The 23,523-nt window shown below is 42.5% G+C and carries 28 protein-coding genes and 1 pseudogene; all 29 read left to right on the top strand.

Annotation, left to right across the window (positions count from 1 at the left end):
* The first annotated feature begins 30 nt into the window (after positions 1–30).
* The 29 genes and pseudogenes from H8716_RS01325 (at position 31) to H8716_RS01180 (ending at position 23,382) form a co-directional block, all read left to right on the top strand.
* On the top strand, positions 31–675 hold the full coding sequence (locus tag H8716_RS01325) for an adenylate kinase (protein ID WP_249306685.1): 645 nt from the start codon (positions 31–33) through the stop codon (positions 673–675).
* A 1-nt stretch (position 676) separates the two neighbouring features.
* Complete coding sequence (gene map / locus H8716_RS01320) at positions 677–1,435, top strand: type I methionyl aminopeptidase (protein WP_249306683.1); 759 nt, start codon at positions 677–679, stop codon at positions 1,433–1,435.
* Between the two features lie 44 nt (positions 1,436–1,479).
* Positions 1,480–1,737 carry a KOW domain-containing RNA-binding protein gene (locus H8716_RS01315; RefSeq protein ID WP_249306681.1) on the top strand — a complete coding sequence of 86 codons (258 nt, stop codon included), beginning with the start codon at positions 1,480–1,482 and terminating at the stop codon, positions 1,735–1,737.
* Positions 1,730–1,948 carry a translation initiation factor IF-1 gene (gene infA, locus H8716_RS01310; protein WP_005428560.1) on the top strand — a complete coding sequence of 73 codons (219 nt, stop codon included), beginning with the start codon at positions 1,730–1,732 and terminating at the stop codon, positions 1,946–1,948. Before H8716_RS01315 ends, infA begins: the two co-directional genes overlap by 8 nt.
* 166 nt (positions 1,949–2,114) lie before the next feature.
* Positions 2,115–2,228, top strand: coding sequence for a 50S ribosomal protein L36 (gene rpmJ / locus H8716_RS01305; RefSeq protein ID WP_003497809.1), 114 nt, complete (start codon positions 2,115–2,117; stop codon positions 2,226–2,228).
* 320 nt (positions 2,229–2,548) lie between these two features.
* On the top strand, positions 2,549–2,917 hold the full coding sequence (gene rpsM / locus H8716_RS01300) for a 30S ribosomal protein S13 (RefSeq protein WP_249306679.1): 369 nt from the start codon (positions 2,549–2,551) through the stop codon (positions 2,915–2,917).
* Positions 2,918–2,946: 29 nt separating this feature from the next.
* Positions 2,947–3,342 (top strand): 30S ribosomal protein S11, encoded by a 396-nt coding sequence (gene rpsK / locus H8716_RS01295; protein WP_249306678.1) that lies wholly within the window; start codon positions 2,947–2,949, stop codon positions 3,340–3,342.
* Positions 3,343–3,358: 16 nt separating this feature from the next.
* Positions 3,359–3,952 carry a 30S ribosomal protein S4 gene (gene rpsD / locus H8716_RS01290; protein WP_249306677.1) on the top strand — a complete coding sequence of 198 codons (594 nt, stop codon included), beginning with the start codon at positions 3,359–3,361 and terminating at the stop codon, positions 3,950–3,952.
* Positions 3,953–4,038: 86 nt separating this feature from the next.
* A complete protein-coding gene (locus tag H8716_RS01285) occupies positions 4,039–4,998 on the top strand; it encodes a DNA-directed RNA polymerase subunit alpha (protein ID WP_249306674.1) in 960 nt (319 codons plus the stop codon).
* A 74-nt stretch (positions 4,999–5,072) separates the two neighbouring features.
* Positions 5,073–5,609: a bL17 family ribosomal protein gene (locus tag H8716_RS01280; RefSeq protein ID WP_249306672.1), complete on the top strand. Its 537-nt coding sequence runs from the start codon at positions 5,073–5,075 to the stop codon at positions 5,607–5,609.
* Positions 5,610–5,763: 154 nt separating this feature from the next.
* The gene (locus H8716_RS01275; protein WP_249306670.1) at positions 5,764–7,239 is read left to right on the top strand and encodes a UDP-N-acetylmuramoyl-L-alanyl-D-glutamate--2,6-diaminopimelate ligase; all 1,476 of its coding nucleotides are present in this window, start codon (positions 5,764–5,766) and stop codon (positions 7,237–7,239) included.
* Entirely contained in the window at positions 7,217–9,442 is a 2,226-nt protein-coding gene (gene priA / locus H8716_RS01270; protein ID WP_249306669.1) for a replication restart helicase PriA, read from the top strand. Before H8716_RS01275 ends, priA begins: the two co-directional genes overlap by 23 nt.
* Before the next feature lie 68 nt (positions 9,443–9,510).
* The gene (gene def, locus H8716_RS01265; RefSeq protein ID WP_249306668.1) at positions 9,511–9,996 is read left to right on the top strand and encodes a peptide deformylase; all 486 of its coding nucleotides are present in this window, start codon (positions 9,511–9,513) and stop codon (positions 9,994–9,996) included.
* Between the two features lie 81 nt (positions 9,997–10,077).
* Positions 10,078–11,019, top strand: coding sequence for a methionyl-tRNA formyltransferase (gene fmt, locus H8716_RS01260; protein WP_249306667.1), 942 nt, complete (start codon positions 10,078–10,080; stop codon positions 11,017–11,019).
* Between the two features lie 14 nt (positions 11,020–11,033).
* Positions 11,034–11,756 carry a zinc metallopeptidase gene (locus H8716_RS01255; protein WP_249306666.1) on the top strand — a complete coding sequence of 241 codons (723 nt, stop codon included), beginning with the start codon at positions 11,034–11,036 and terminating at the stop codon, positions 11,754–11,756.
* On the top strand, positions 11,749–13,104 hold the full coding sequence (gene rsmB / locus H8716_RS01250) for a 16S rRNA (cytosine(967)-C(5))-methyltransferase RsmB (RefSeq protein ID WP_249306664.1): 1,356 nt from the start codon (positions 11,749–11,751) through the stop codon (positions 13,102–13,104). The genes H8716_RS01255 and rsmB overlap by 8 nt, the downstream gene beginning before the upstream one ends.
* Positions 13,104–14,168, top strand: coding sequence for a 23S rRNA (adenine(2503)-C(2))-methyltransferase RlmN (gene rlmN / locus H8716_RS01245; protein WP_249306662.1), 1,065 nt, complete (start codon positions 13,104–13,106; stop codon positions 14,166–14,168). Before rsmB ends, rlmN begins: the two co-directional genes overlap by 1 nt.
* A complete protein-coding gene (locus H8716_RS01240; protein ID WP_249306661.1) occupies positions 14,165–14,902 on the top strand; it encodes a Stp1/IreP family PP2C-type Ser/Thr phosphatase in 738 nt (245 codons plus the stop codon). Before rlmN ends, H8716_RS01240 begins: the two co-directional genes overlap by 4 nt.
* Positions 14,902–16,914 carry a Stk1 family PASTA domain-containing Ser/Thr kinase gene (gene pknB, locus H8716_RS01235; RefSeq protein WP_249306660.1) on the top strand — a complete coding sequence of 671 codons (2,013 nt, stop codon included), beginning with the start codon at positions 14,902–14,904 and terminating at the stop codon, positions 16,912–16,914. The genes H8716_RS01240 and pknB overlap by 1 nt, the downstream gene beginning before the upstream one ends.
* A 3-nt stretch (positions 16,915–16,917) precedes the next feature.
* On the top strand, positions 16,918–17,793 hold the full coding sequence (rsgA, locus tag H8716_RS01230) for a ribosome small subunit-dependent GTPase A (RefSeq protein WP_249306659.1): 876 nt from the start codon (positions 16,918–16,920) through the stop codon (positions 17,791–17,793).
* A 12-nt stretch (positions 17,794–17,805) separates the two neighbouring features.
* The gene (locus H8716_RS01225) at positions 17,806–18,450 is read left to right on the top strand and encodes a thiamine diphosphokinase (RefSeq protein ID WP_249306657.1); all 645 of its coding nucleotides are present in this window, start codon (positions 17,806–17,808) and stop codon (positions 18,448–18,450) included.
* A gap of 265 nt (positions 18,451–18,715) precedes the next feature.
* Entirely contained in the window at positions 18,716–18,946 is a 231-nt protein-coding gene (locus H8716_RS01215; protein WP_249306656.1) for a hypothetical protein, read from the top strand.
* Positions 18,947–18,953: 7 nt separating this feature from the next.
* Complete coding sequence (locus H8716_RS01210; protein WP_249306655.1) at positions 18,954–19,421, top strand: GNAT family N-acetyltransferase; 468 nt, start codon at positions 18,954–18,956, stop codon at positions 19,419–19,421.
* An 82-nt stretch (positions 19,422–19,503) separates the two neighbouring features.
* Positions 19,504–19,686, top strand: coding sequence for a cysteine-rich KTR domain-containing protein (locus H8716_RS01205; protein WP_168932829.1), 183 nt, complete (start codon positions 19,504–19,506; stop codon positions 19,684–19,686).
* Between the two features lie 584 nt (positions 19,687–20,270).
* Complete coding sequence (locus H8716_RS01200; RefSeq protein WP_249306653.1) at positions 20,271–20,432, top strand: PF20097 family protein; 162 nt, start codon at positions 20,271–20,273, stop codon at positions 20,430–20,432.
* Positions 20,433–20,448: 16 nt separating this feature from the next.
* Complete coding sequence (locus H8716_RS01195) at positions 20,449–21,360, top strand: ABC transporter ATP-binding protein (RefSeq protein WP_249306652.1); 912 nt, start codon at positions 20,449–20,451, stop codon at positions 21,358–21,360.
* On the top strand, positions 21,360–22,262 hold the full coding sequence (locus H8716_RS01190) for an ABC transporter permease (RefSeq protein ID WP_249306651.1): 903 nt from the start codon (positions 21,360–21,362) through the stop codon (positions 22,260–22,262). Before H8716_RS01195 ends, H8716_RS01190 begins: the two co-directional genes overlap by 1 nt.
* A 295-nt stretch (positions 22,263–22,557) precedes the next feature.
* Positions 22,558–23,172: a TetR/AcrR family transcriptional regulator gene (locus H8716_RS01185; protein WP_249306650.1), complete on the top strand. Its 615-nt coding sequence runs from the start codon at positions 22,558–22,560 to the stop codon at positions 23,170–23,172.
* Between the two features lie 14 nt (positions 23,173–23,186).
* A pseudogene (locus H8716_RS01180) lies at positions 23,187–23,382 on the top strand (cysteine-rich KTR domain-containing protein).
* The last annotated feature ends 141 nt before the right edge of the window (positions 23,383–23,523 follow it).

The following is a 23,523-nucleotide window of genomic DNA, read 5'->3' as shown; positions in this document are numbered from 1 at the left end:
TAAAAATTAAAATACGAGGCAGGTTTCATTATGAAAATTATTATGTTAGGCGCACCTGGAGCCGGTAAAGGCACACAGGCAAAGAAAATCGCAGCAAAATATGGAATTCCACACATTTCTACAGGTGATATTTTCCGCGCAAATATCAAAGAAGGAACAGAACTTGGAAAAAAAGCAAAAACATACATGGATCAGGGACTTCTGGTTCCGGATGAACTGGTAGTAGATCTGGTAGTAGACAGATTACAACAGGATGACTGCAAAAAAGGATATGTACTGGATGGCTTTCCAAGAACCATTCCACAGGCAGAGAGTCTGGATGCTGCACTGGCAAAAGTTGGTGACAAAATGGAATATGCCATTGATGTCAATGTACCGGATGAGAACATCGTAAACCGTATGGGTGGAAGAAGAGCCTGCGTAGGATGCGGTGCTACTTATCATATTGTATACAATCCAACCAAAGTAGAAGGTATCTGTGATGCATGCGGCGAAAAGCTGATCCTCAGAGATGACGACAAACCGGAAACCGTTCAGAAGCGTCTTGGCGTATATCATGAACAGACTCAGCCACTGATCGATTATTATACCAAAGCCGGTATCTTAAAAGAAGTGGATGGTACAGTGGATATGGAAGAAGTATTCCAGAACATTGTGCAGATATTAGGAGAATAGTATGTCAGTATCAATAAAGTCTGCAAGAGAAATACAGCTTATGAGAGAAGCTGGAAAACGTCTTGAACTGGTTCATGCCAAACTGGCAGAGTATGTAAAACCAGGTATTTCCACAAAGGATATTGACCGGTATGGGGAAAAATTGATCCGGGATATGGGGTGTATTCCTAATTTCCTCAATTATAATGGTTATCCGGCATCAATCTGCGTTTCCGTAAATGATGAAGTCGTACATGGAATTCCAAGTGACGAACACATTCTGATGGAAGGGGATATTGTCAGTCTGGATGCTGGTCTTATTTATGAAGGCTATCATTCCGATGCAGCAAGAACTCATGCAGTAGGTGAAATCTCAGAAGAAGCCCGTAAGCTGATTCAGGTGACACAGGACAGTTTCTTTAAAGGAATAGAATTTGCCCGTGAGGGAAATCATCTTCATCAGATATCAGCAGCCATTGGTGCCTACGCTGAAGGATTTGGATATGGAGTGGTCAGAGACCTGGTTGGACATGGAATCGGCACACATCTTCATGAAGACCCGCAGATCCCTAATTTTGCACAGCGTAGAAGGGGCATCCGTCTTGTATCAGGAATGACGCTTGCGATAGAGCCGATGATCAATGCAGGAAGTTACGATGTATGCTGGCTGGATGATGACTGGACTGTTGTAACAGAAGACGGCTCACTGTCAGCTCACTACGAGAATACGATACTGATTACGGATGGGGAACCGGAGATCCTGACATTAGGTCAGATATAAAAGTTAGAAAATTACTGACTATCTATGCCGGGAGGTAACAGAACATGAATTATGAAGCGGGAATGCTTGCCTGGTCCAGAGCAGGGCATGATAAAGATACACTTTATGTAATTGTGAAGACAGAAGGGGAATATGTCTATCTCTCCGATGGCCGCCTGAAACCGGTGGACCATCCAAAAAAGAAAAAGATCAGACATATTCAGATCGTCAGACAGATACCGGAAGAACTTCTGGGTTTGAACATTGTAACAATCAAAAACGAAGAAATCAGAAAAGCAATCAGGAGGTTTTCAAATGTCTAAAGCAGATGTTATTGAAGTAGAAGGAACAGTACTGGAGAAACTGCCAAATGCCATGTTTAAGGTAGAACTGGAAAACAAGCATGTGGTACTGGCTCATATCAGTGGAAAGCTGAGAATGAATTTTATCCGTATTCTTCCGGGAGATAAAGTTACTATTGAACTTTCTCCATATGACTTATCTAAGGGACGTATTATCTGGAGAGATAAATAAGAGCTGGCGAAAGCCGAATTTCAAATCATTTTTAAAATAATTCAAAAAATTTAAAAAAATACTTGCAAAAAAGGTGCGCTAGTGCTATACTCTCTAGCGTACCTTTTTAGATAAAGGGGTTATTATGCCCTATAAGGCGAGTAAATAGGAAAGGAGGATTTAACACATGAAGGTTAGATCATCAGTTAAACCTATCTGCGAAAAATGCAAGATCATTAAAAGAAAGGGAAGTATCAGAGTAATCTGTGAGAACCCAAAACACAAACAGCGTCAGGGTTAATTCCCGGTAAAGTTTGTGGATGATTGAACACGGCTGCAGCATGTCTGACATGCTGATGACAATATATGCGAAGATGTATCCGGCAGTGCTCTTAATGCTGGAGAGTTTACACAGCAGATACATCCCCTATATTGCTTCTAATACCGAATCATGCACATGATACGGAAAGGTCGTTTTTCGCGGCTGGGTGCTGGAAGAATTCCAGAACCCCAATTAAAGACAATATAGCTGAGCACCGGGCAGCGCACAACATTTCAGACGTCTGGCTATGGCGGGCTGCGTGTGAACGGTAGCTTATGAGAAAATGGAGGAAAAATTACATGGCTCGTATTGCTGGTGTAGACTTACCAAGAGAGAAAAGAATTGAAATCGGTTTGACTTACATCTACGGTATTGGTAGAGTAAGCTCAAATAAGATCCTGGAAGCAGCAAATGTAAATCCTGATACTCGTGTCAGAGATCTTACAGATGAAGAAGTTTCCAGAATCCGTGACGTAATGGATGAACATTATACAGTAGAAGGTGACCTGAGAAGAGAAATCGCTCTGAACATCAAGAGACTTCAGGAAATCGGATGCTACAGAGGAATCCGTCATCGTAAAGGACTTCCTGTTCGTGGTCAGAAGACCAAGACAAACGCTAGAACACGTAAGGGTCCTAAGAAAACAGTAGCTAATAAGAAGAAATAATTAATAGGAAGAAAGTAGGTTAGTTTATCATGGCTAAAAAAGTTACGAAAAAAGTGACAAAAAAGCGCGTTAAGAAAAACGTTGAACGCGGACAGGCACATATTCAGTCATCTTTCAATAATACAATTGTTACATTGACAGATGCTGCAGGTAATGCATTATCTTGGGCAAGTGCCGGCGGTCTGGGATTTAAAGGTTCAAGGAAATCTACTCCATATGCAGCACAGATGGCTGCTGAGACAGCTGCAAAAGCAGCTATCCCTCACGGATTAAAGACAGTAGACGTATTTGTAAAGGGTCCTGGTTCAGGAAGAGAAGCAGCTATCCGTGTACTGAGTGCATGCGGTATTGATGTAACAAGCATCACTGATGTAACTCCGGTTCCACACAATGGATGCCGCCCACCAAAACGCAGAAGAGTCTAATTAGGAGGTAAATAAGATGGCAGTAGATAGAACTCCGGTCCTGAAAAGATGCAGATCACTCGGTCTGGATCCTGTATATTTAGGAATCGATAAAAAATCCAATAGAGAATTAAAGAGAGCAAACCGTAAGATGAGTGAATACGGTCTGCAGTTAAGAGAAAAACAGAAAGCAAAATTCATTTACGGTGTACTTGAAAAACCTTTCCGTAACTACTACGCTAAGGCTGAAAGAATGCCAGGCATGACAGGTCCTAACCTGATGATCATGCTGGAAACAAGACTGGATAACGTAATCTTCAGACTTGGATTTGCAAGAACACGTAAAGAAGCAAGACAGATCGTTGACCACAAGCATGTACTGGTAAACGGCAAGCAGGTTAATATCCCATCTTACCTTGTAAAAGCTGGCGATACAATCGAAATCAAAGAAAAGAACAAAGGATTTCAGAGATACAAAGACATTCTGGAAGTAACAGGCGGACGTCTGGTTCCAGAATGGCTGGAAAGCGATCAGGAGAACTTAAAAGGAACTGTAAAAGAACTTCCTGCAAGAGAAGCAATTGACGTTCCAGTAAACGAAATGCTTATCGTCGAATTATACTCCAAATAAGCATTAGGAAGTAAATTCAGGACTCGCTGATGCGGGTCCTGCCTATAACCCTCAATTACAACAACCCAAAAGGAGGGGCGCAAGAAGTGTTCGATTTTAATAAACCAAGAATTGAAATTGCTGAGATTTCTGAAGACCATAAATATGGAAGATTTGTTGTAGAACCACTTGAAAGAGGATATGGTACTACATTGGGTAATTCACTTCGTAGAATTATGCTTTCATCTTTACCTGGAGCTGCTGTCAGCCGTGTAAAGATCGAAGGTGTTCTGCATGAGTTTAGCTCCATTCCAGGTGTAAAAGAGGATGTCAGCGAGATTATTATGAATCTGAAATCACTGGCTATCAAGAATACCAGTGAGACAAATGAGCCAAAGGTCGCTTACATTGAATATGAAGGCGAAGGTGTGGTTACTGCAGCAGATATTCAGGTTGATCAGGATCTGGAGATTCTGAATAAAGACCAGGTAATCGCAACGCTCAGCGGTGGTCCTGACAGCAAGCTGTATATGGAGATCACTATTACAACAGGTAGAGGTTACATCAGTGCAGATGAAGGAAAGACTCCGGATATGCCGATTGGTGTGATTGCAGTTGACTCTATTTACACACCGGTTGAACGTGTAAATATGACTGTAGAAAATACCCGTGTAGCACAGGCTACAGACTTTGATAAACTGACTCTGGATGTGTATACCAATGGTACACTTGCTCCGGATGAAGCAGTCAGCCTTGCTGCAAAAGTGCTCAGTGAGCATTTAAGCCTCTTTATCAATCTGTCTGAAAGCGCAAAGAACGCTGAGATCATGATTGAAAAAGAAGATAATGAAAAAGAAAAAGTTCTTGAAATGAATATTGATGAACTGGAATTATCTGTTCGTTCATATAACTGTCTGAAGAGAGCCGGTATCAATACCGTTGAAGAACTTTGCAACAGAACTCCGGAAGATATGATGAAGGTTCGTAATCTTGGTCGCAAGTCTCTGGAAGAAGTTCTTGCAAAACTGAAAGAACTGGGATTGCAGTTAAATCCAAGTGAAGAATAATACAATAGAATGATGTTGCACGGGGAGTAAGCCCGAAGAGCGTTCCCGCGTGCTCCAAAATGGAGGAAAATAAAATGGCAGGTTATAGAAAACTTAGCAGAACATCAGCACAGAGAAAAGCTCTGATCAGAGGTCAGGTTACAGCTCTTCTTCAGCATGGTAAAATCGTTACTACAGAAGCAAAAGCAAAAGAAATCCGTAAGGAAGCTGAAAAGCTGATTGCTCTGGCAGTAAGAGAAAAAGATAACTTCGAAACAGTAACAGTTACAGCTAAAGTACCTCGCAAAGATGCAGAAGGTAAGAGAGTAAAAGAAGTTGTAGACGGAAAGAAAGTTACTGTATACGACGAAGTACAGAAAGAAATCAAGAAAGATTCTCCTAGCAGACTTCACGCTAGAAGACAGATGAAAAAAGTTCTGTATACTGTAAAAGAAGTTCCTACAGAAGCAGCTGGTAAGAAGAAAAACACAAAAGAAATCGATCTTACAGAAAAGCTCTTCAATGAATATGCACCAAAATACGCTGACCGTAACGGTGGTTACACAAGAATCGTTAAGATTGGTCTTCGTAAAGGTGATGCAGCAATGGAAGTTCTTCTTGAGCTGGTATAAGATTGTTTTTGAAAGAGGTGTGGCATCACACCTCTTTTTTTTCATCTCTGACGGCCCATTTGTTGACATAAAAAATCAATTGCCCTATAATCTATTTATCTATGCAATTTCGTGGTTTCAGGAGAAACACAGACTCTAAAAGGAGGAAAACAGCATGAAATTATCAAAGTTATTGGAACGTTTAGATTATACCTGCCTGCAGGGAGATATGGATAAAGAGATCACCGGAATCTATAATGATTCCAGAAAAGTAACAGAAGGGGCACTGTTTTTATGCATTAGAGGGGCCGTATCAGATGGGCATGCGTATGCAGCACAGGTAGCAGAAAAAGGAGCATCTGTCATTGTGGTACAGGATTCGGTAGAAGTCCCAGAGTCTGTAACGGTTATTCAGGTAGAGGACAGCCGATATGCCATGGCACTGATCGCTGCGGCCTGGTATGATTATCCGGCAGAAAAATTAAGAGTGATCGGTATCACAGGAACAAAAGGAAAGACAACGACGACCTATATGATCCGTTCTATTCTGGAAGCAGCAGGACATAAAGTCGGGTTAATTGGTACCATTGAAGCAATTATCGGGGATAAAGTAATTCCAGCCTGCAATACCACACCGGAATCAATGACTATTCAGGAATATTTTGCAGAGATGGTTCAGATTGGCTGTGACAGTGTAGTAATGGAAGTATCCTCTCAGGGGCTGATGCTGCACCGCACAGCGGGAATCTTGTTTGAGATCGGTATCTTTACCAATCTGGAACCGGATCATATCGGACCGGCAGAACATTCCAGTTTTGAAGAATACCTGGAATGCAAATCCCGCCTGTTCCGACAGTGTAAGCTGGGAATTATGAACGCAGATGATAAGCATCTGGAAGAGATTCTCAAAGGACACACTTGTCAGGTTGAGACATATGGTTTTGCAGAGAATGCAGATTTCAGAGCAACGGATACCAAGCTGGTGTCAGCACCGGGATATCTGGGAATAGATTACTATGTCAGTGGCAAGCGCAATTTCCAGGTGGAGATTGACATCCCTGGAAAATTCAGTGTGTACAACTCCCTTGCGGCCATAGCGGTATGCGACCATTTTGGAGTAACAGATGAGAATATTGTTTCAGCACTGCGACTGGCAAAGGTAAAGGGACGTATTGAGATGATCAAGGTCTCTGATGAGTTTACACTGATGATTGACTATGCCCACAATGCTATGGCATTAGAGAGTCTGCTGACAACATTAAAAGAGTATCATCCGAAGAGACTGGTGTGCCTATTTGGATGTGGTGGAAACCGTTCCAAATCCAGACGTTTTGAAATGGGTGAAGTGTCTGGAAAACTGGCAGATTTTACAATTATCACATCGGATAACCCAAGATTCGAAGAACCGGAGGCAATTCTGGCAGATATTGAATCAGCTATTTCCAAAACAGAAGGAAAATACATCAAGATCACAGATCGGAAAGAGGCCATTGCCTATGCGATTCATCACGGACAGCCGGGGGATGTTATCGTACTGGCAGGAAAAGGTCATGAAGATTATCAGGAAATTTGCGGCGTAAAGCATCCCATGGATGAAAGAGTACTGATTAAGGAGATCCTGGAAGAAGATGCAGCGAAAGCTATACGCTAATATTATTGTAGATATTTCTCAGGAAAAGCTGGACCGGACATTCAGTTATCTGGTTCCGGATTCCATGCAGAAACTGATTCATATAGGAGATGTGGTGGCGATCCCTTTTGGAAAGGGCAATCGTCTGACAAAAGGATATGTGGTGGAGCTGACCGGCATAACCCAGTATGAAGAAAGCAAAATGAAGTCCATACAGGAAATATTGGTGGGAACAGAACAGACAACGGGAGAAGACCGTCTGATTACGCTGGCAGCGTGGATGCGGGATACCTATGGTTCTACCATGATTCAGGCATTAAAGACGGTGATTCCGATTAAGAAGAAGGTAAAACCAAAGGAGAAAAAGACGCTGGTTTTACTTTTATCAAAGGATGAGACAGAAGAAAAATTAAAGTTTTACGAGAAGAAGAGTCAGAGGGCAAGATATCGTCTGCTGAAGGCTCTACGGGAAGAAAAAGAGATTCCATATGATCTGGCAACAGGGAAACTGAATATTACATCAGCCACAGTCAGAGGCATGGAAGAACAGGGAATCCTGAAAGTTGAGGCAGTACAGGTATATCGTAATCCATTACATCAGAGAGAACAGGAAGATTATACGATCCGTCTGAATCCAGAGCAGCAGCGTATTACGGATGCCATCTGGCAGGAAGAACAGTGCAGAGTGTCGCTGGTCTTCGGAGTAACCGGAAGCGGAAAGACGGAAGTCTATATGGAACTGATTGCACGAACGATAGAGAAGGGCAGGCAGGCCATTGTGCTGATACCGGAGATTTCGCTTACCTACCAGACAGTTATGCGGTTTTACCGCAGGTTTGGTGACCGGATATCCATCATCCATTCCAGACTTTCAGCCGGAGAGAAATATGATCAGTTCCAAAGAGCGAAAAACGGGGATATCGATATTATGATCGGACCCAGATCTGCATTGTTTACGCCCTTTTCCAGACTGGGATTGATTATTATAGACGAGGAACATGAAAGTTCTTATAAGAGTGAAACCACGCCCAGATATCATGCCAGAGAGGTGGCAATAGAGAGAGCCGAACTGGAAGATGCAAAAGTGGTGCTGGGTTCGGCAACACCGTCGCTGGAAGCATATTATCGTGCAAAAAAGGGAGAATATGCATTATATACACTGGATAAACGTGCACGCAGCAGCAGTCTTCCGGATGTAGATGTTGTAGATATGAGAGAAGAACTGAAAAACGGAAACAGATCTGTGATCAGTGCGAAGCTCAGGGAAGAGATACAGCTCAAGTTAGATGCCGGTGAACAGATCATGCTGTTTCTGAACCGGCGTGGATATGCAGGATTTTTGTCCTGCCGTGCCTGTGGACATGTGCTGATGTGTCCGCACTGTGATGTTTCGCTGTCTGTCCACAATTATGGGAGGATGATCTGCCATTATTGTGGATATGAGGAAAAAAGACCGGAAGTATGTCCCAAGTGCGGTTCTTCTTTTATCAGCACCTTTGGTATTGGCACCCAGCAGGTGGAGCTGGTAGTAAAAAAGATGTTTCCACAGTCTGAGGTGCTTCGTATGGATATGGATACGACAAGAGCCAAGGATGGACATGAGAAGATCCTGTCCGCATTTCAGAACCAGGAAGCGGATATACTGATCGGCACCCAGATGATTGTAAAAGGGCATGATTTTCCCAATGTAACCCTTGTGGGGATTCTGGCAGCGGATTTATCCCTTCATGCAGACGATTACAAAGCAGGCGAAAGGACCTTTCAGCTGCTGACGCAGGCAGCAGGAAGAGCAGGACGGGGGGAAAAAAAGGGAAATGTGGTCATCCAGACTTACGATCCGGATCATTACTGCATTACATCGGCAGCAAAACAGGATTATCTGGAGTTTTACGGTGAAGAAATGAGCTATCGCATGCTGGCCGGTTATCCACCGGCGGTATATATGATGTCCCTGCATGGAACAGGGAAGGATGAACAGCATTTGCAGATGGCAATGGAGTATCTGGTAAAAATGATACAGCGCATGCCAGAGAATCAGAAAGTAAGGATCTTCGGTCCTGTACAGGAAAGTATTGGAAAAATACAGGATGAGTATCGAAAGGTCATTTATCTGAAGGCAGAGCAGCTGTCAGTACTTACCGGAATAAAAAATAAACTGGAAAAATACATGGAACTGAACGAAGGTTACCGTACCGTTATGGTACAGTTTGACCTGAATGACTGATGTTCAGCTCCTTTTTGAAAATACAAAAGAAAAACGAAAGATCAGATGATCGGAGCAGGAGGAATAAAATGGCAATCAGGGAAATCAGAATCCAGGGAGACAGCGTACTGGAAAAGAAATGCAAAGAAGTAAAGGAAGTGACACCGAGAATCAGGGAACTGATCGATGACATGCTGGAAACCATGTATGAAGAAAATGGAGTGGGACTGGCAGCACCACAGGTGGGAATTCTGAAAAGAATAGTAGTCATTGATATCGGGGATGGACCGTATGTACTGATTAATCCGGTGATAGAACTGAAAGAGGGATCTCAGACCGGATATGAAGGATGCTTAAGTCTGCCTGGAAAAAGCGGACTGGTTACAAGACCGATGCATGTAAGAGTACGTGCCATGGATGAAGACATGGAAGAATTCGTGTTAGAAGGAGAAGAACTTCTGGCAAGGGCTATCTGCCATGAATGTGATCATCTGGACGGAATCATGTATACTTCGCTGGTAGAGGGAGAACTTTATGACAATGAGGAACTGTACCAGAACGAAGACAATGAGTAAGCAAGAAACATATCGGTGAGTATCAGGAAAGAATAGAAGATACAGAGCTGACAAGAAGAATAACAGACAGGAGAGGATCGTATGAGAGTTGTTTTTATGGGAACACCGGATTTTGCAGTGGGAACACTGGAAGCACTGCTTCAGTCCAGACATCAGGTTGTGGCAGTTGTAACACAGCCGGATAAACCAAAAGGCAGGGGAAAAGCCATGCAGTTCACCGCTGTAAAAGAGGTGGCGGTGCGGGCTGAGATTCCGGTACTGCAGCCAAAGAAAGTAAGAGAACCGGAAGTGGTGGAAGAGATCAGACAGTTTCATCCAGATGTGATTGTAGTGGTAGCATTTGGCCAGTTAATACCGAAAACAATTCTGGATATGCCTCAGTATGGCTGCGTGAATGTACATGCATCCCTTCTCCCGAAGTACCGGGGTGCGGCGCCGATCCAGTGGGCTGTAATTGATGGGGAAGAAAAGTCGGGAGTTACTACGATGCAGATGGATGAAGGATTGGATACCGGAGATATGCTGCTGACAGAAGAAGTGGTATTGGATCCTCAGGAGACAGGAGGAAGCCTGTTTGACAAATTAAGTGAAGTGGGAGCAGGACTTCTGTTAAAAACATTGGACGAGCTGGAAGCAGGAAACATACATCCACAGAAGCAGCCGTCTGAGAGTACCACAGCCTATGCCGCAATGTTTACCAAGAAGATGGGGGAGATCGACTGGACACAAAGTGCAGTCCAGATTGAGAGACTGGTACGTGGACTGAATCCATGGCCAAGTGCCTATACTCATCTTGGGCAGAAGACTTTAAAGATATGGAGAGCGGCTGTTCATCCATTATCAGAACAGAAAAAAGAGCCGGGAACCGTGATCCTGATGGATAAAAAACACTTTGGCGTGCAGACCGGGGATGGTATGCTGGAGATTCTGGAACTGCAGTTAGAGGGAAAGAAACGAATGGATGCGGATGCATTTTTGCGTGGATATCAGCTGGAAGACGGAATAAAGATTGGAGAACAGTAAAAGAGGTATAGATCATGTTATTAAGTTATGCAGGTTATTATGGATATGGCAGAATGTATTATGATCCGACAATGATTCTGGCACTGATCGGACTGGTTTTGACCATCATTGCTTCATCCAGAGTGAATGCAACATTTGCAAAATATAATAAAGTCAGATGTATGGCCGGTCTGACCGGGGCACAGGCAGCGGAAAAGGTACTCCATATGGCAGGAATCTATGATGTACGTATCGAACATGTTTCCGGTAACCTGACGGATCATTATGATCCAAGAGATAAAGTCCTGCGTCTGTCAGACAGTACTTACGGAAGCACTTCGGTGGCAGCAGTGTGTGTGGCGGCTCATGAGTGTGGACATGCAGTGCAGGATCAGAAACAGTATGGACCACTGGTTCTTAGAAGTACCCTGGTTCCTGTAGCCAATATTGGTTCACAGCTTTCCTGGCCGGTATTTTTCGCTGGACTGATCTTTTCCCTGCGTCCGCTGGTGACAGTTGGAATCGTATTATTTTGCCTGGCAGTGCTATTTCAGCTGGTAACACTTCCGGTGGAATTTAATGCGTCTTCCAGAGCACTTGAGATTCTGGATCAGGGCGGTATTCTGGGAAGTACAGAGATGGATGGGGCACGAAAAGTGCTTCGTGCAGCAGCCATGACTTATGTGGCAGCACTTGCAAGTTCACTGCTACAGCTGCTGAGACTGATTTTAATAGCAAGGAGGAACGATCGTGACTAAGCCAGTCAATACCAGAGAAATCATTCTTGGAATTCTGTGGGAGATCACAGAAGAAGAACGATACAGTCACGTTGTGATAAGAGAAACACTGGAAAAATACCAGTATCTGGAGAAAAGAGACCGGGCATTCATATCCAGAGTGGCAGAAGGAACCATGGAGAACCTGATTCAGATTGATTATATTCTGGAGCAGTTCTCCAGCGTGAAAGTAAAGGATATGAAGCCTTTTATCCGCAATCTCCTGAGAATGTCGGTATACCAGTTAAAATATATGGACAGTGTGCCGGATTCGGCTGTCTGCAATGAGGCAGTAAAACTGGCACAGAAAAAGGGATTCTACACATTAAAGAATTTTGTAAACGGAGTACTGCGTAATACTGCGCGAAAGCTGGATCAGGTCGCCTATCCGGATAAAGAGAAGACCCCGAGGAAGTATCTTTCTGTGACCTATTCCATGCCGGAGTGGATTCTGAAAAAATGGCTGGCACAGTTTGATTTTGATACTGTAGAGACCATCTGTCAGACCATGCGCAAAGAAAGTCCGACCTGTATCCGCTGCAACTTAAGCAAGGCATCCAAAGAAGAAATTATTCAGAGTCTGGAGGCACAGCATATTACAGTGAAAGAAGTGCCTTATCTGGACTATGCGCTGGAGATTTCAGACTACAATTATCTGCAGGCAATTGATGCGTTTAAGGATGGATGGTTCCAGGTACAGGATGTCAGCTCTATGCTGGTGGCAGAAGTAGCAGATCCGAAATGGGGAAATTACTGTATCGACGTATGTGCGGCACCAGGGGGGAAAAGCCTTCATCTGTCAGATAAACTGGCCGGCAGCGGTTATGTGGAAGCAAGAGACCTGACAGATTATAAAGTAGAACTGATGCGAGAGAATCTGGAGAGAACCAAGCGGATTAATATGGAGGCTGTGAAGCAGGATGCTACTGTATTTGATGAGAATTCTGTAGAAAAAGCAGATATTCTGCTGGCAGATCTGCCTTGTTCCGGACTGGGAGTTATGGGAAGAAAGCCGGATATCCGTTATAAGATGACGGAGGCCAAGCAGCAGGAACTGGTGAAAATACAGAGAAAAATACTGGATACCGTATGGTCTTATGTGAAAGTGGGAGGTACACTGATTTACAGCACCTGTACCATCGGTGCAGATGAGAATCAGTATAACGTAAAATGGTTTCTGGATAATTATCCGTTTCAACTTGATTCCATGGACCCGTATATCTGTGAAGAACTTCGCAGCAAGACGACAAAAGCCGGTTATCTGCAGCTTCTGCCGGGAGTACACAGCTCAGATGGATTTTTCATAGCCAGATTTAAGAGGATAAGATAATGGAAAAAAAAGATCTCAAATCACTGGATTACAGTGAAATGACAGAAGAGATGAGTGCCTGTGGGGAAAAGGCATTCCGTGGCAAACAGATCTACCAGTGGCTGCATGAAAAACTGGCAGACTCACCGGATGAGATGAGCAATATTCCTGCAAAGCTGAAGGAACGGCTGAGGAATGAATATACCTGTACACATTTGCAGATGATTGACGTACTGACATCAGGGATCGACGGAACGCAGAAGTATTTGTTTCGTCTCCATGACGGGAATGTAATCGAAAGTGTGCTGATGAAGTATAAGCATGGGAATTCTGTATGTGTGTCATCTCAGGTAGGATGCCGGATGGGATGCAGGTTCTGTGCATCCACACTTGGAGGGCTTACCAGGAATCTCCTTCCGGGCGAGATTCTGGATCAGGTCTATCAGATTCAGAAATACAGTGGGGAGAGGGTGTCTAATCTGGTATTGATGGGTACCGGTGAGCCAATGGATAATTATGATAATGTATTGAAGTTTATCCATATGCTCAGTGATGAACACGGACTGAACATCAGCCAGAGAAATATTACGGTATCTACCTGTGGGATCGTACCACGGATCTATGATCTGGCAGAGGAAAAACTCCAGATCACCCTGGCACTTTCCCTTCATGCGGCAACGCAGGAAAAAAGAATGGAACTGATGCCCATTGCATATAAATATGATTTGAAGGATGTATTGGCAGCGTGCCGGTACTATTTTGAAAAGACAGGAAGACGGCTTACCTTTGAATACAGTCTGGTGGGCGGCGTGAATGATACAGATCAGGATGTACAGCAGCTCAGTGAACTGCTCAGAGGACTTCACGGACATGTGAATCTGATTCCGGTGAATCCTATAAAAGAAAGAAGTTACGTACAGTCCAATGCCCATGTTGTGGCGAATTTTAAAAGCAAACTTGAAAAATGCGGAATAAATGCTACAATTAGAAGGGAAATGGGACGGGATATTGGCGGCGCATGCGGCCAGCTCAGAAAAAGTTACATAGATGGAGAGTTGGAGATAAAAGGAAAGGAAGGAACATGAAGAGTTACAGTTTGACAGATACCGGACGGGTACGGCGCAGGAATGAAGATTATGTATTTGTGTCAGAACGTCCGATTGGAAATCTTCCGAATCTCTTTGTGGTTGCAGACGGAATGGGTGGCCAGAATGCCGGGGAGAGAGCCTCCAGTTATGCAGTAGAAGTTCTTTTGCAGAATATTCGCAAAAGCAGGGAAAAGAACCCGGTGAAGATCTTAAGACGTGCCATGGAGCATGCGAATGATATGGTATACAAAGAATCAACCACAAAAGAGTGCAGCCGCGGGATGGGGACAACCATGGTGGCTGCCACACTTTATAAAGACACACTTTATGTGGCGAACGTGGGAGACAGTCGTCTGTATATTATAGGTAATGAGATACGGCAGATTACTCATGATCATTCTCTGGTGGAGGAGATGGTCAGGCTGGGTAAGCTTACGCAGGAAGAAGGAAGGAATCATCCGGACAAGAACATCATTACCAGAGCAATCGGGGCAGAAGAGACAGTTACAGTAGATTGCTTCGAAGAAAAGACAGGAATCAGGGATGTGATTCTATTATGCTCTGACGGACTTACCAATATGGTCAGCAATGAGCAGATTCAACAGATTATAAAGACAGAAAAAAGCCTGCAGAAGACTGCTGAATCGCTTGTTGATGCAGCAAACCGTAATGGGGGGAGAGACAACATTACAGTACTACTGATTAGCAGGAAAAGTAATGAGGTGAAATAATGTTGAAGGAAGGCATGTTTATACAGGGACGGTATGAAATCGTCGGGAAAATCGGTGCCGGCGGAATGGCAGATGTCTATAAGGCAAGAGACCACAAACTGAACCGGTTTGTAGCTGTAAAGGTATTAAAAGCAGAATTCCGAGAGGATAAGGCATTCATCACAAAGTTTCGGGCAGAGGCACAGGCAGCAGCTGGTCTGGCGCATCCTAATATTGTGAATATTTATGATGTAGGTGAAGAAAAAGGTGTATATTTTATTGTAATGGAGCTGGTGGAAGGCATCACATTAAAAGAATATATAGCCAAGAAGGGAAGACTTGCAGTCAGAGAAGCAACCAGTATTGCCATACAGGTATCACAGGGACTGGAAGCAGCACATAACAGTGGGATTATTCACAGAGATGTGAAACCACAGAATATTATTATATCCACCGATGGAAAAGTGAAGGTAACAGATTTCGGGATTGCCAGAGCCGCAACCAATAATACCATCAGCACAGCAGTCATGGGATCGGTACATTACACTTCACCTGAGCAGGCAAGAGGCGGATACAGTGATGCCAAGAGTGATATTTATTCACTGGGTATAACACTGTATGAGATGTTGACAGGTCATGTACCATTTGATGGAGAGAGTACTGTTGCAATTGCAATCAAACACCTGCAGGAGGAGATGAAGTCACCGGAAGTCTATGTGGCGGATCTGCCAAGAAGCGTAGTACAGATTATTTACAAATGTACACAGAAAAGTCCGGATCGACGTTACGCAAATATGACGGAGCTAATCCGTGACCTGAAAGAATCTCTGGTAAATCCAGATGGGGATTTTGTACAGATTGCTACGAATCCAGGCGGAAGAACAGTGGTTATTTCCAAAGAAGAACTGGGAGCAATCAAGGAAGGGTACAATAGTGCAAGAGCTGGGCAGGAGAATATTTATCGTCCATATGGGACTCAGGAAAACGTGCAGGCACCAGGTGATAATGGTGGATATCGGAATGGATATAACGGTGAAGCTTCCTATGATCCATATACTTATGGGATGGATGCCAGAACATATGGGAATCCTTCCTATGACTATCAGGGAGAAGAATTTGATAAGAACCGTACTTACCAGTACAATGAAGAAGATGAGGACAGTTTATTGAATCCTAAGTTAGAAAAAATTATGACCGTTGGCAGTATTATTATTGCCATTCTGATTGCAGCTATATTTCTTGGGTTAATTGCCAATGCACTTGGTATTTTCAAATTAAGTCTGCCAGGATTGTTTACACAGAAATCAGAAGCAACAACAGAGGTACAGGCAGATAATTCTGCAGATGTCAGTACCGGTACAGGGGAAGACTATAATTACACATACGATGATGGAGAGCAGCAGGATTATGATGCTTCCGGAATTCAGATTCAGACCGATGCGACTGTTCAGTCAACAGATACTGAGGCTACAGAGGCAAGTGAGACAGAAGATACAGAAACAGAAACTACAGAGACAGAGGAAGAAACAACAGAAGCACCGTTCACGATAGAGGATGGTGCAACAGAGATACCAGACGTAACAGGGAAAGATTATGATACAGCAGTTAATGAATTAATGCAGGCTGGATTCTATGCATCCAGACAGGATGATACCAGTGATTCCTATGCTGCCGGAACGGTTATGAACCAGAGTATGACAGGCAATGCCACACCGGGAAGTACGGTGATACTGATTGTCAGCAGTGGACCGGATAACAGTTCTTCCTCAGAAGGAACCTGGGCATGTAATGCACAGCTTGAGGCACCGGCAAGTTATGATGGACAGTCGGCAGTGCGTATGGTACTGGAACAGGATGGAAACCAGACCGTGCTTTCAGAAGGAACACCGATCAGTTTCCCATATGATCTGTATGTACAGGGAGAACCTGGTGTGTCAACCGGAAGAGTATATCTGTATGTATATAATGATGCTTCTGGTGATTATGAGCTGTTGGTAACCTATGATAATATTCCATTCAGTCAGGTAAACTAAAGCATGCGGGGAAAAATAATAAAAGGAATTGCAGGATTTTACTATGTACAGACAACAGAAGGACTGTATGAATGTAAGGCAAAGGGGATATTCCGAAAAGAGAAAATAAAACCTCTGGTAGGAGATGATGTAGAGATCTCAGTTACCGATAAGGACAAGAAGACGGGAAATGTGGATCAGATCCTTCCGAGAAAAAACACTCTGATCCGCCCGGCTGTGTCGAATATAGATCAGGTGCTGGTGATATTTGCAGCAGCCAGTCCCAAACCGAATCTGAATCTGCTGGATCGATTTCTGGTATCAATGGAAAAGCAGGGGGTTCCTGCGGTGATCTGTTTTAATAAGCAGGATATGGTTGAGGAAGAGGAACAGCACCGCCTGAGGCACATTTATGAGAACAGTGGCTGCCGGGTGCTGTTTACCTGCGCAGAAAAAAATCAAGGAATCAGACAGGTGCGTGAACTTCTGAATGGAAAGACTACAGCAGTGGCGGGACCGTCAGGAGTGGGCAAATCCACTATGGTGAATCTTCTTGCACCGGAAGCACAGATGGAGACCGGAGAGATCAGTAAAAAGATTGACAGGGGAAAACATACTACCAGACATTCAGAGATCCTTTTGGTGGGTGAACGAACCTATATATGTGATACGCCAGGATTTACTTCCCTTGCAGTCTGGGACATGGAAAAAGAAGAATTAAAAGATTACTTCAGAGAGTTCGGCGAATATGAAGGGCAGTGCAGATTTCAGGGCTGCACACATACCCATGAACCCGGCTGCCGGGTAAAAGAAGCATTGGATGAGGGAAAGATCAGCCGGCAGCGGTATGACAATTATCTGGAAATGTACACAGAACTCAAAGAAAAAAGGAGATATTAAGAGGTCAGAGGAATGAAGACGATCATTATCAACGGGGGCAACATCGAGGATGATTTTGCCCTTCCTTTTTTGCAGAAAGAACAATATGATTATCTGATTGCAGTGGACAAAGGACTGGAATTCTGCTACCGGGCAGGAATCCGGCCAGATGAGATGCTGGGCGATTTTGATTCAGCAGCGCCGACGGTCAGGGATTATTTTGAAAGACTGGAGATACCGGTTCAGCTTTATAAGCCGGAGAAGGATCAGACAGATATGGAGAATGCCATGCGCCTTGCGTTAAAGCGTGGCAGCAGCGAGATACTGGTTCTTGGAGCTACCGGAACCAGGATGGATCATGTGCTGGGGAGTATCTATGATCTGAATATTGCACTGGAGGCTGGGGTGCCGTGCGCATTGGTGGATGCCCACAACCGGATCCGGATGATCCGGCAAGGTCTGAAGATCCGTAAAGAAGAACAATATGGAAAATATGTGTCACTTCTGGCCTTTGGAGGCAGTGCAGAGAAGATTACGTTAACAGGATTTTATTATCCGCTTCATGGATACACTATGCGGGCTGGGGACGGGATAGGTATCAGCAATGAGATAACAGAAGAAGTGGCAGAGATTTGTCTGGAGTCCGGAACATTGATTGTGGTGGAATCCAGAGACTGACAGGTTACGATATGATTATGCAACTGAAGCCTGAATTTGGAGGAGACAGGTGCTTTGGCATTCTGGCAAATATGGATTTTATGTTGGAATGTACATATGAGAAAGATGGGAAAAATACAGAGCTTCTGATTTATAAAAAGAGATAATATAAGCAAAAAGAAAAGTCTTGACAAATAAACGACCGTTTACTTATATATAAATATAAACGATCGTTTATTTGCTTTGGGGGGAATGTGTATGGGTAATAGGAAAGAGGAAATATTTCATGTGGCAGAGAGGTATAGAGCTTGTAGTTTTGGAAATTGCAATGTGTGCTGTGATTTATTTTATTATGGGTGACAGTGTTTCCATAGTAGTGTATGTTGCAATACTGGTTTCTACAGCAGTATGCGATGTGCTTTCATACCTTGTGAAGTGGTATCTGGAAAAAGAAGAAGCAGATAAGATAAACCGAAGGATTGCAGAGCACAGAAGAAATAAAGAGAATGAAGAATAGGAGGCGTATGGATAACATGGAGAATTTTAAGATAAGCCTTAGGATAATTACAGAAGATAATTTTATTGAAGCATTTAATTTGAAACTTGCAAACGGACAGGAACGCTTTGTTTCACATCCAATTAGAAGCCTTGCACAGGCTTATGTTTACAGGAATCAATGTCAGCCGTTTGGAATCTATAAGGATGATACTATGATTGGTTATGTCATGGTGATTTATGATTATGATATTCCGGAATACGATATATGGCATATGATGATTGATGAATCTAATCAGGGACAGGGGTATGGAAGTATTGCATTGGATCTGACGATTGAGTACATTAAAACGAAACCCTTTGGAACATCGGACAAAGTAACATTAACCTGTAATATGGACAATATTCACGCATTAAATTTATATAAGAACAAAGGTTTTAAAGAGACTGGAACGATGGATGAAGATGAGATAGAGCTATCCTTAATGTTATCGTAAGTGCAGTTCAAAGTTAATTTGAAAAAATTGATTTTTTAAATATTGTGTTAAGAATGGGATTTATCAGGCGGTGACAGGTCAGTTGAAAGCAGTAGTAACGGATAAATGGATACTATGTCCGGTATGCGGTGCAAAGACACGGACACAGATATTGGATGATACGGAATTAAAACATTTTCCGCTGTTTTGTCCAAAATGTAAAGAAAGTTTTATTATCAATGTAAAGGATCATATAGTAGATTACAAATCCATCGCCAGACGCTAAGACGCAGAGCAGAAACGAAATGTTTTTTGCCTGCGTCTTTTTGTTAGGGCGACGAGGAAAATGCACGCATTTATGCAGTGCATTTGACGACCGCTAATCAGAGCGAGATTCGCAAAGCGTATCTCGCTCTGTGGGAGAGGAGTGTATTATGAATAAATACTTGAATTACTGGGGACTGATTTTTGTTATTCTGATTTTAATCTCTAATATTGTGTTTGTAATAACATGTAAAGATGGATTCGAAAATCGGTACCAGAATAAATTAGTTGAATCTCTTGAGCAGATTGGGAGGGTTGGCTGTTTTTCAGCATGTTTCTTACAATTCCTTTTATGAACAGTGGGTATTGGGTTAAACAGGGGGAAACAGTGTGATGAAGAAGAATATGAAAAAGATTGACAGGTTACCGTTTGGTTACTATAATGTAAGTTATCAAACGGTAACTAGAGAATGGAGGTAAGATAAGTATATGAGAGAATTTACTATGGCAGCAATGCCATTTGTAACATTTGGAATTGTGTTAGCAATTGTCTGTGTATATCATAATTGGAAAGAGCAGAAGAAAGCACAGGGGGAGGACTAGAAGATGAAGTGTTCAAAATGTGGTAAAGAAATGAGAAAAGGATATTTATTCAGCAGTAAGGACGGAGCTTTCAGCTTTGCAAATGAAGTACCGGGAGTTTTTGAGAATATGGATTCTATTAAAAAAGTAAATCCAACGTATACTGCGTCATTTAAGGAAAGATGAAATAAAAGGAGAAAATATGGAATCAGATATCATTAAAATCAGTCACCTGAATAAAAGCTTTGGCGAAGTAAAAGCGGTAAATGATTTGAGCTTTCGCGTGAAAAAAGGAGAATTGTTTGCGTTTCTTGGAGTAAACGGTGCAGGGAAAAGTACAACCATTTCTATTCTCTGTGGATTGCTGAAAAAAGACAGTGGAACGGTTCAGGTAAACGGAATAGAAACTGACAAAGCCGGTGCACAGACAAAAAGGATGCTTGGTGTTGTATTTCAGGATAGCGTACTTGATAAGCCGCTTACGGTGAAAGAAAACCTAATGAGCAGAGCTGCTTTGTATGGCATTACAGGAAATGCCTTTGATAAGAGATTACAGGAGTTGGTTGAGATTCTGGATTTTGACGAGTTTTTAAACAGACCAGTAGGTAAGCTGTCGGGAGGTCAGAGAAGAAGAATTGATATTGCCCGTGCATTATTGCACAGACCGGAAATTTTGATTCTTGACGAGCCTACTACAGGGCTTGATCCGCAGACAAGGCAATTAATTTGGAATGTTATTGAGAAGCTTCAGAAAACGGAAAATATGACGGTATTCCTAACCACACATTATATGGAAGAGGCTGCGAATGCCGGGTATGTTGTAATTCTTGACAAAGGAAGTATTGCAGCACAAGGTACACCGTTTGAACTTAAAAATGAATATGTACAGGATATCGTGTCTGTTTATGGTGTTCCCGAAGATGAAATAAAGTCATTGAACAGAGAATATAAAAAAATACGTGACGGATATCAGATAAAAGTAAGAAATACGCAGGAAGCAACGAAGCTTATTGTAGAGCATCAGGATGTATTCAGGGATTATGAAGTGGTAAAAGGCGGTATGGATGATGTATTTCTTTCAGTCACAGGAAAAAGGCTTGGAGGTGAGCATTGATGAGAACAGTATTGGCATTAATGAACAGGAACAGGAAACTGTTTTTTAAAGATAAAGGGATGTTGTTTACGTCAATGATCACACCCGTCATTCTGATTGTTCTGTACGCTACGTTTCTTGCAAAGGTTTTCAGAGATTCTTTTACAGCTGCGATTCCGGATATGATCACGATTTCGGACAAACTTATTAATGGAACCGTGGCAGCACAGCTGACAGCGTCACTTATGGCAGTGAGCTGTATCACTGTAACATTTTGTGTGAATCTGACTATGGTGCAGGACAAGGCAAATGGAACAAGGAAGGATTTTAATGTTTCGCCGGTCAGCAAGGGGAAAATTTATTTGGGATATTTTCTCTCAACAGTAGTTAATTCTTTGATGGTCAATGGACTTGCGTTTGTATTATGCCTGGGATATCTGTTTAAAATGGGATGGTATATGAATACAGCAGATGTATTATGGGTTTTATTTGATATGATATTGCTCGTCCTGTTTGGAAGTACGCTTTCAAGTATCATTAGCTTTCCGTTGACAACACAGGGACAGCTTTCGGCTGTAGGTACAATTGTCAGCGCAGGATATGGTTTTATATGTGGTGCTTATATGCCGATTTCAAATTTTGGTTCAGGTCTTCAGAAGGCACTGTCTTATCTTCCTAGTACATATGCCACTTCATTGATCAAGAATCATATGCTTCACGGAGTATTCATGGAGATGGAGAGAAAACATTATCCGGATGAAATGGTTGAAGCGATAAGAGATACTCTTGATTGCAATCCGGTATTTCATGGAAATGTAGTAGGTGTAAATCAGATGATCGGTATTATGATGGGAAGTATAGCTGTATTCGGAATTATTTATTATTTTGTTACATTGCTGCCAGATGGTGAAGGCGGACGATAGAAAATATTATTTTCGGCGGGTGAAAGTCGCGTGTATTAGCTGATGACACGATAGGTGGCGCTTATGTGACAGCACGATTCTTACTATTTTTCGTAATATATGTTACCTTCCAATCAGCCAACAGGCAAGCATTGCAGTATGGGTTAATAGATCAGGTTATCGAGAAACGATGATTAAGTTAGCAATATTCTTTTGTATTTTCTAATCATAACTGTTGACAAGTGACCGATAGGTAACTATAATTAAAGTAACCAAAAGGTAACTTAATAACAGATTTAAATTAGGAGAGATAGACATGGAAAGCAAGGAAAAGAACACAAAGGAAAAAATATTGGAAGAAGCTTTGAAGTTATTTGCACAGAGTGGATATATAGGAACATCCATGAATGATATTGCTTCAAAACTTGGAGTAACCAAGGCTGCATTGTATAAGCATTATAAAAGCAAGCAGGAGATATTGGACAGTATTATTGAAAAAATGAATGAATTGGATATTAAGAGAGTAAAGCAGTATGAAATGCCAGAGGGTGATCTGGAAAAGGTTACAGCCGAGTATAAAGAAACGGCATTTGATAAGATTAAGCAGTTCACAAAGGTGCAGTTTCTTCATTGGACGGAGGAAGAATTTTCAAGTTGTTTTCGTAAGATGTTGACATTGGAACAGTACAGGGAGCCACAGATGGCACAGCTATATCAGAATTATCTTGCAAGCGGACCATTAACTTATATGGAAGCTTTGTTTTCAGGAATGCTGGGCGATGAAGGAAAAGCCAGACAGACAGCACTTAATTTTTATGGACCTATTTTTTTGCTTTACAGCATATATGATGGAGCAGAAGACAAAAGTCATGTGATAAAGTTACTGGAAGAGCATATGGATCATTTCTTACAGGAAATGCAGATAAGTTGAAAGGGTGAAGCAATTTGAACAATGAATCAGAGCATCAGGAATGGATTCTTTGCCCAAAATGTGGAAATAAGACAAGATTGAAATTAAGGAAAGATACGGTACTAACAAATTTTCCGTTGTTTTGTCCAAAGTGTAAAGAAGAAAGCCTGATTGATGCAGAAAAATTTATAGTAAAGGAAGCCAGACGCTAAGACGCAGTGCAGATTGTAATATTACAGTTTTGCACTGCGTCATTTATATCAGATGTGAAATGACTCCCACCCTGTAGGTGGCGAGCAACAAATCAGTATCAGTGGTGGGAGTCAATCCCTATCTGATATAGCCTCCGGCAGGATTGCAGAGATGCGCAGG

This window comes from Jingyaoa shaoxingensis (genome assembly GCF_014385005.1).
Taxonomy (GTDB): Bacteria; Bacillota; Clostridia; order Lachnospirales; family Lachnospiraceae; genus Marvinbryantia; species Marvinbryantia shaoxingensis.
Note: the sequence above shows the minus strand (reverse complement) of the source record. Positions and strands in the feature narration are given on the sequence as shown.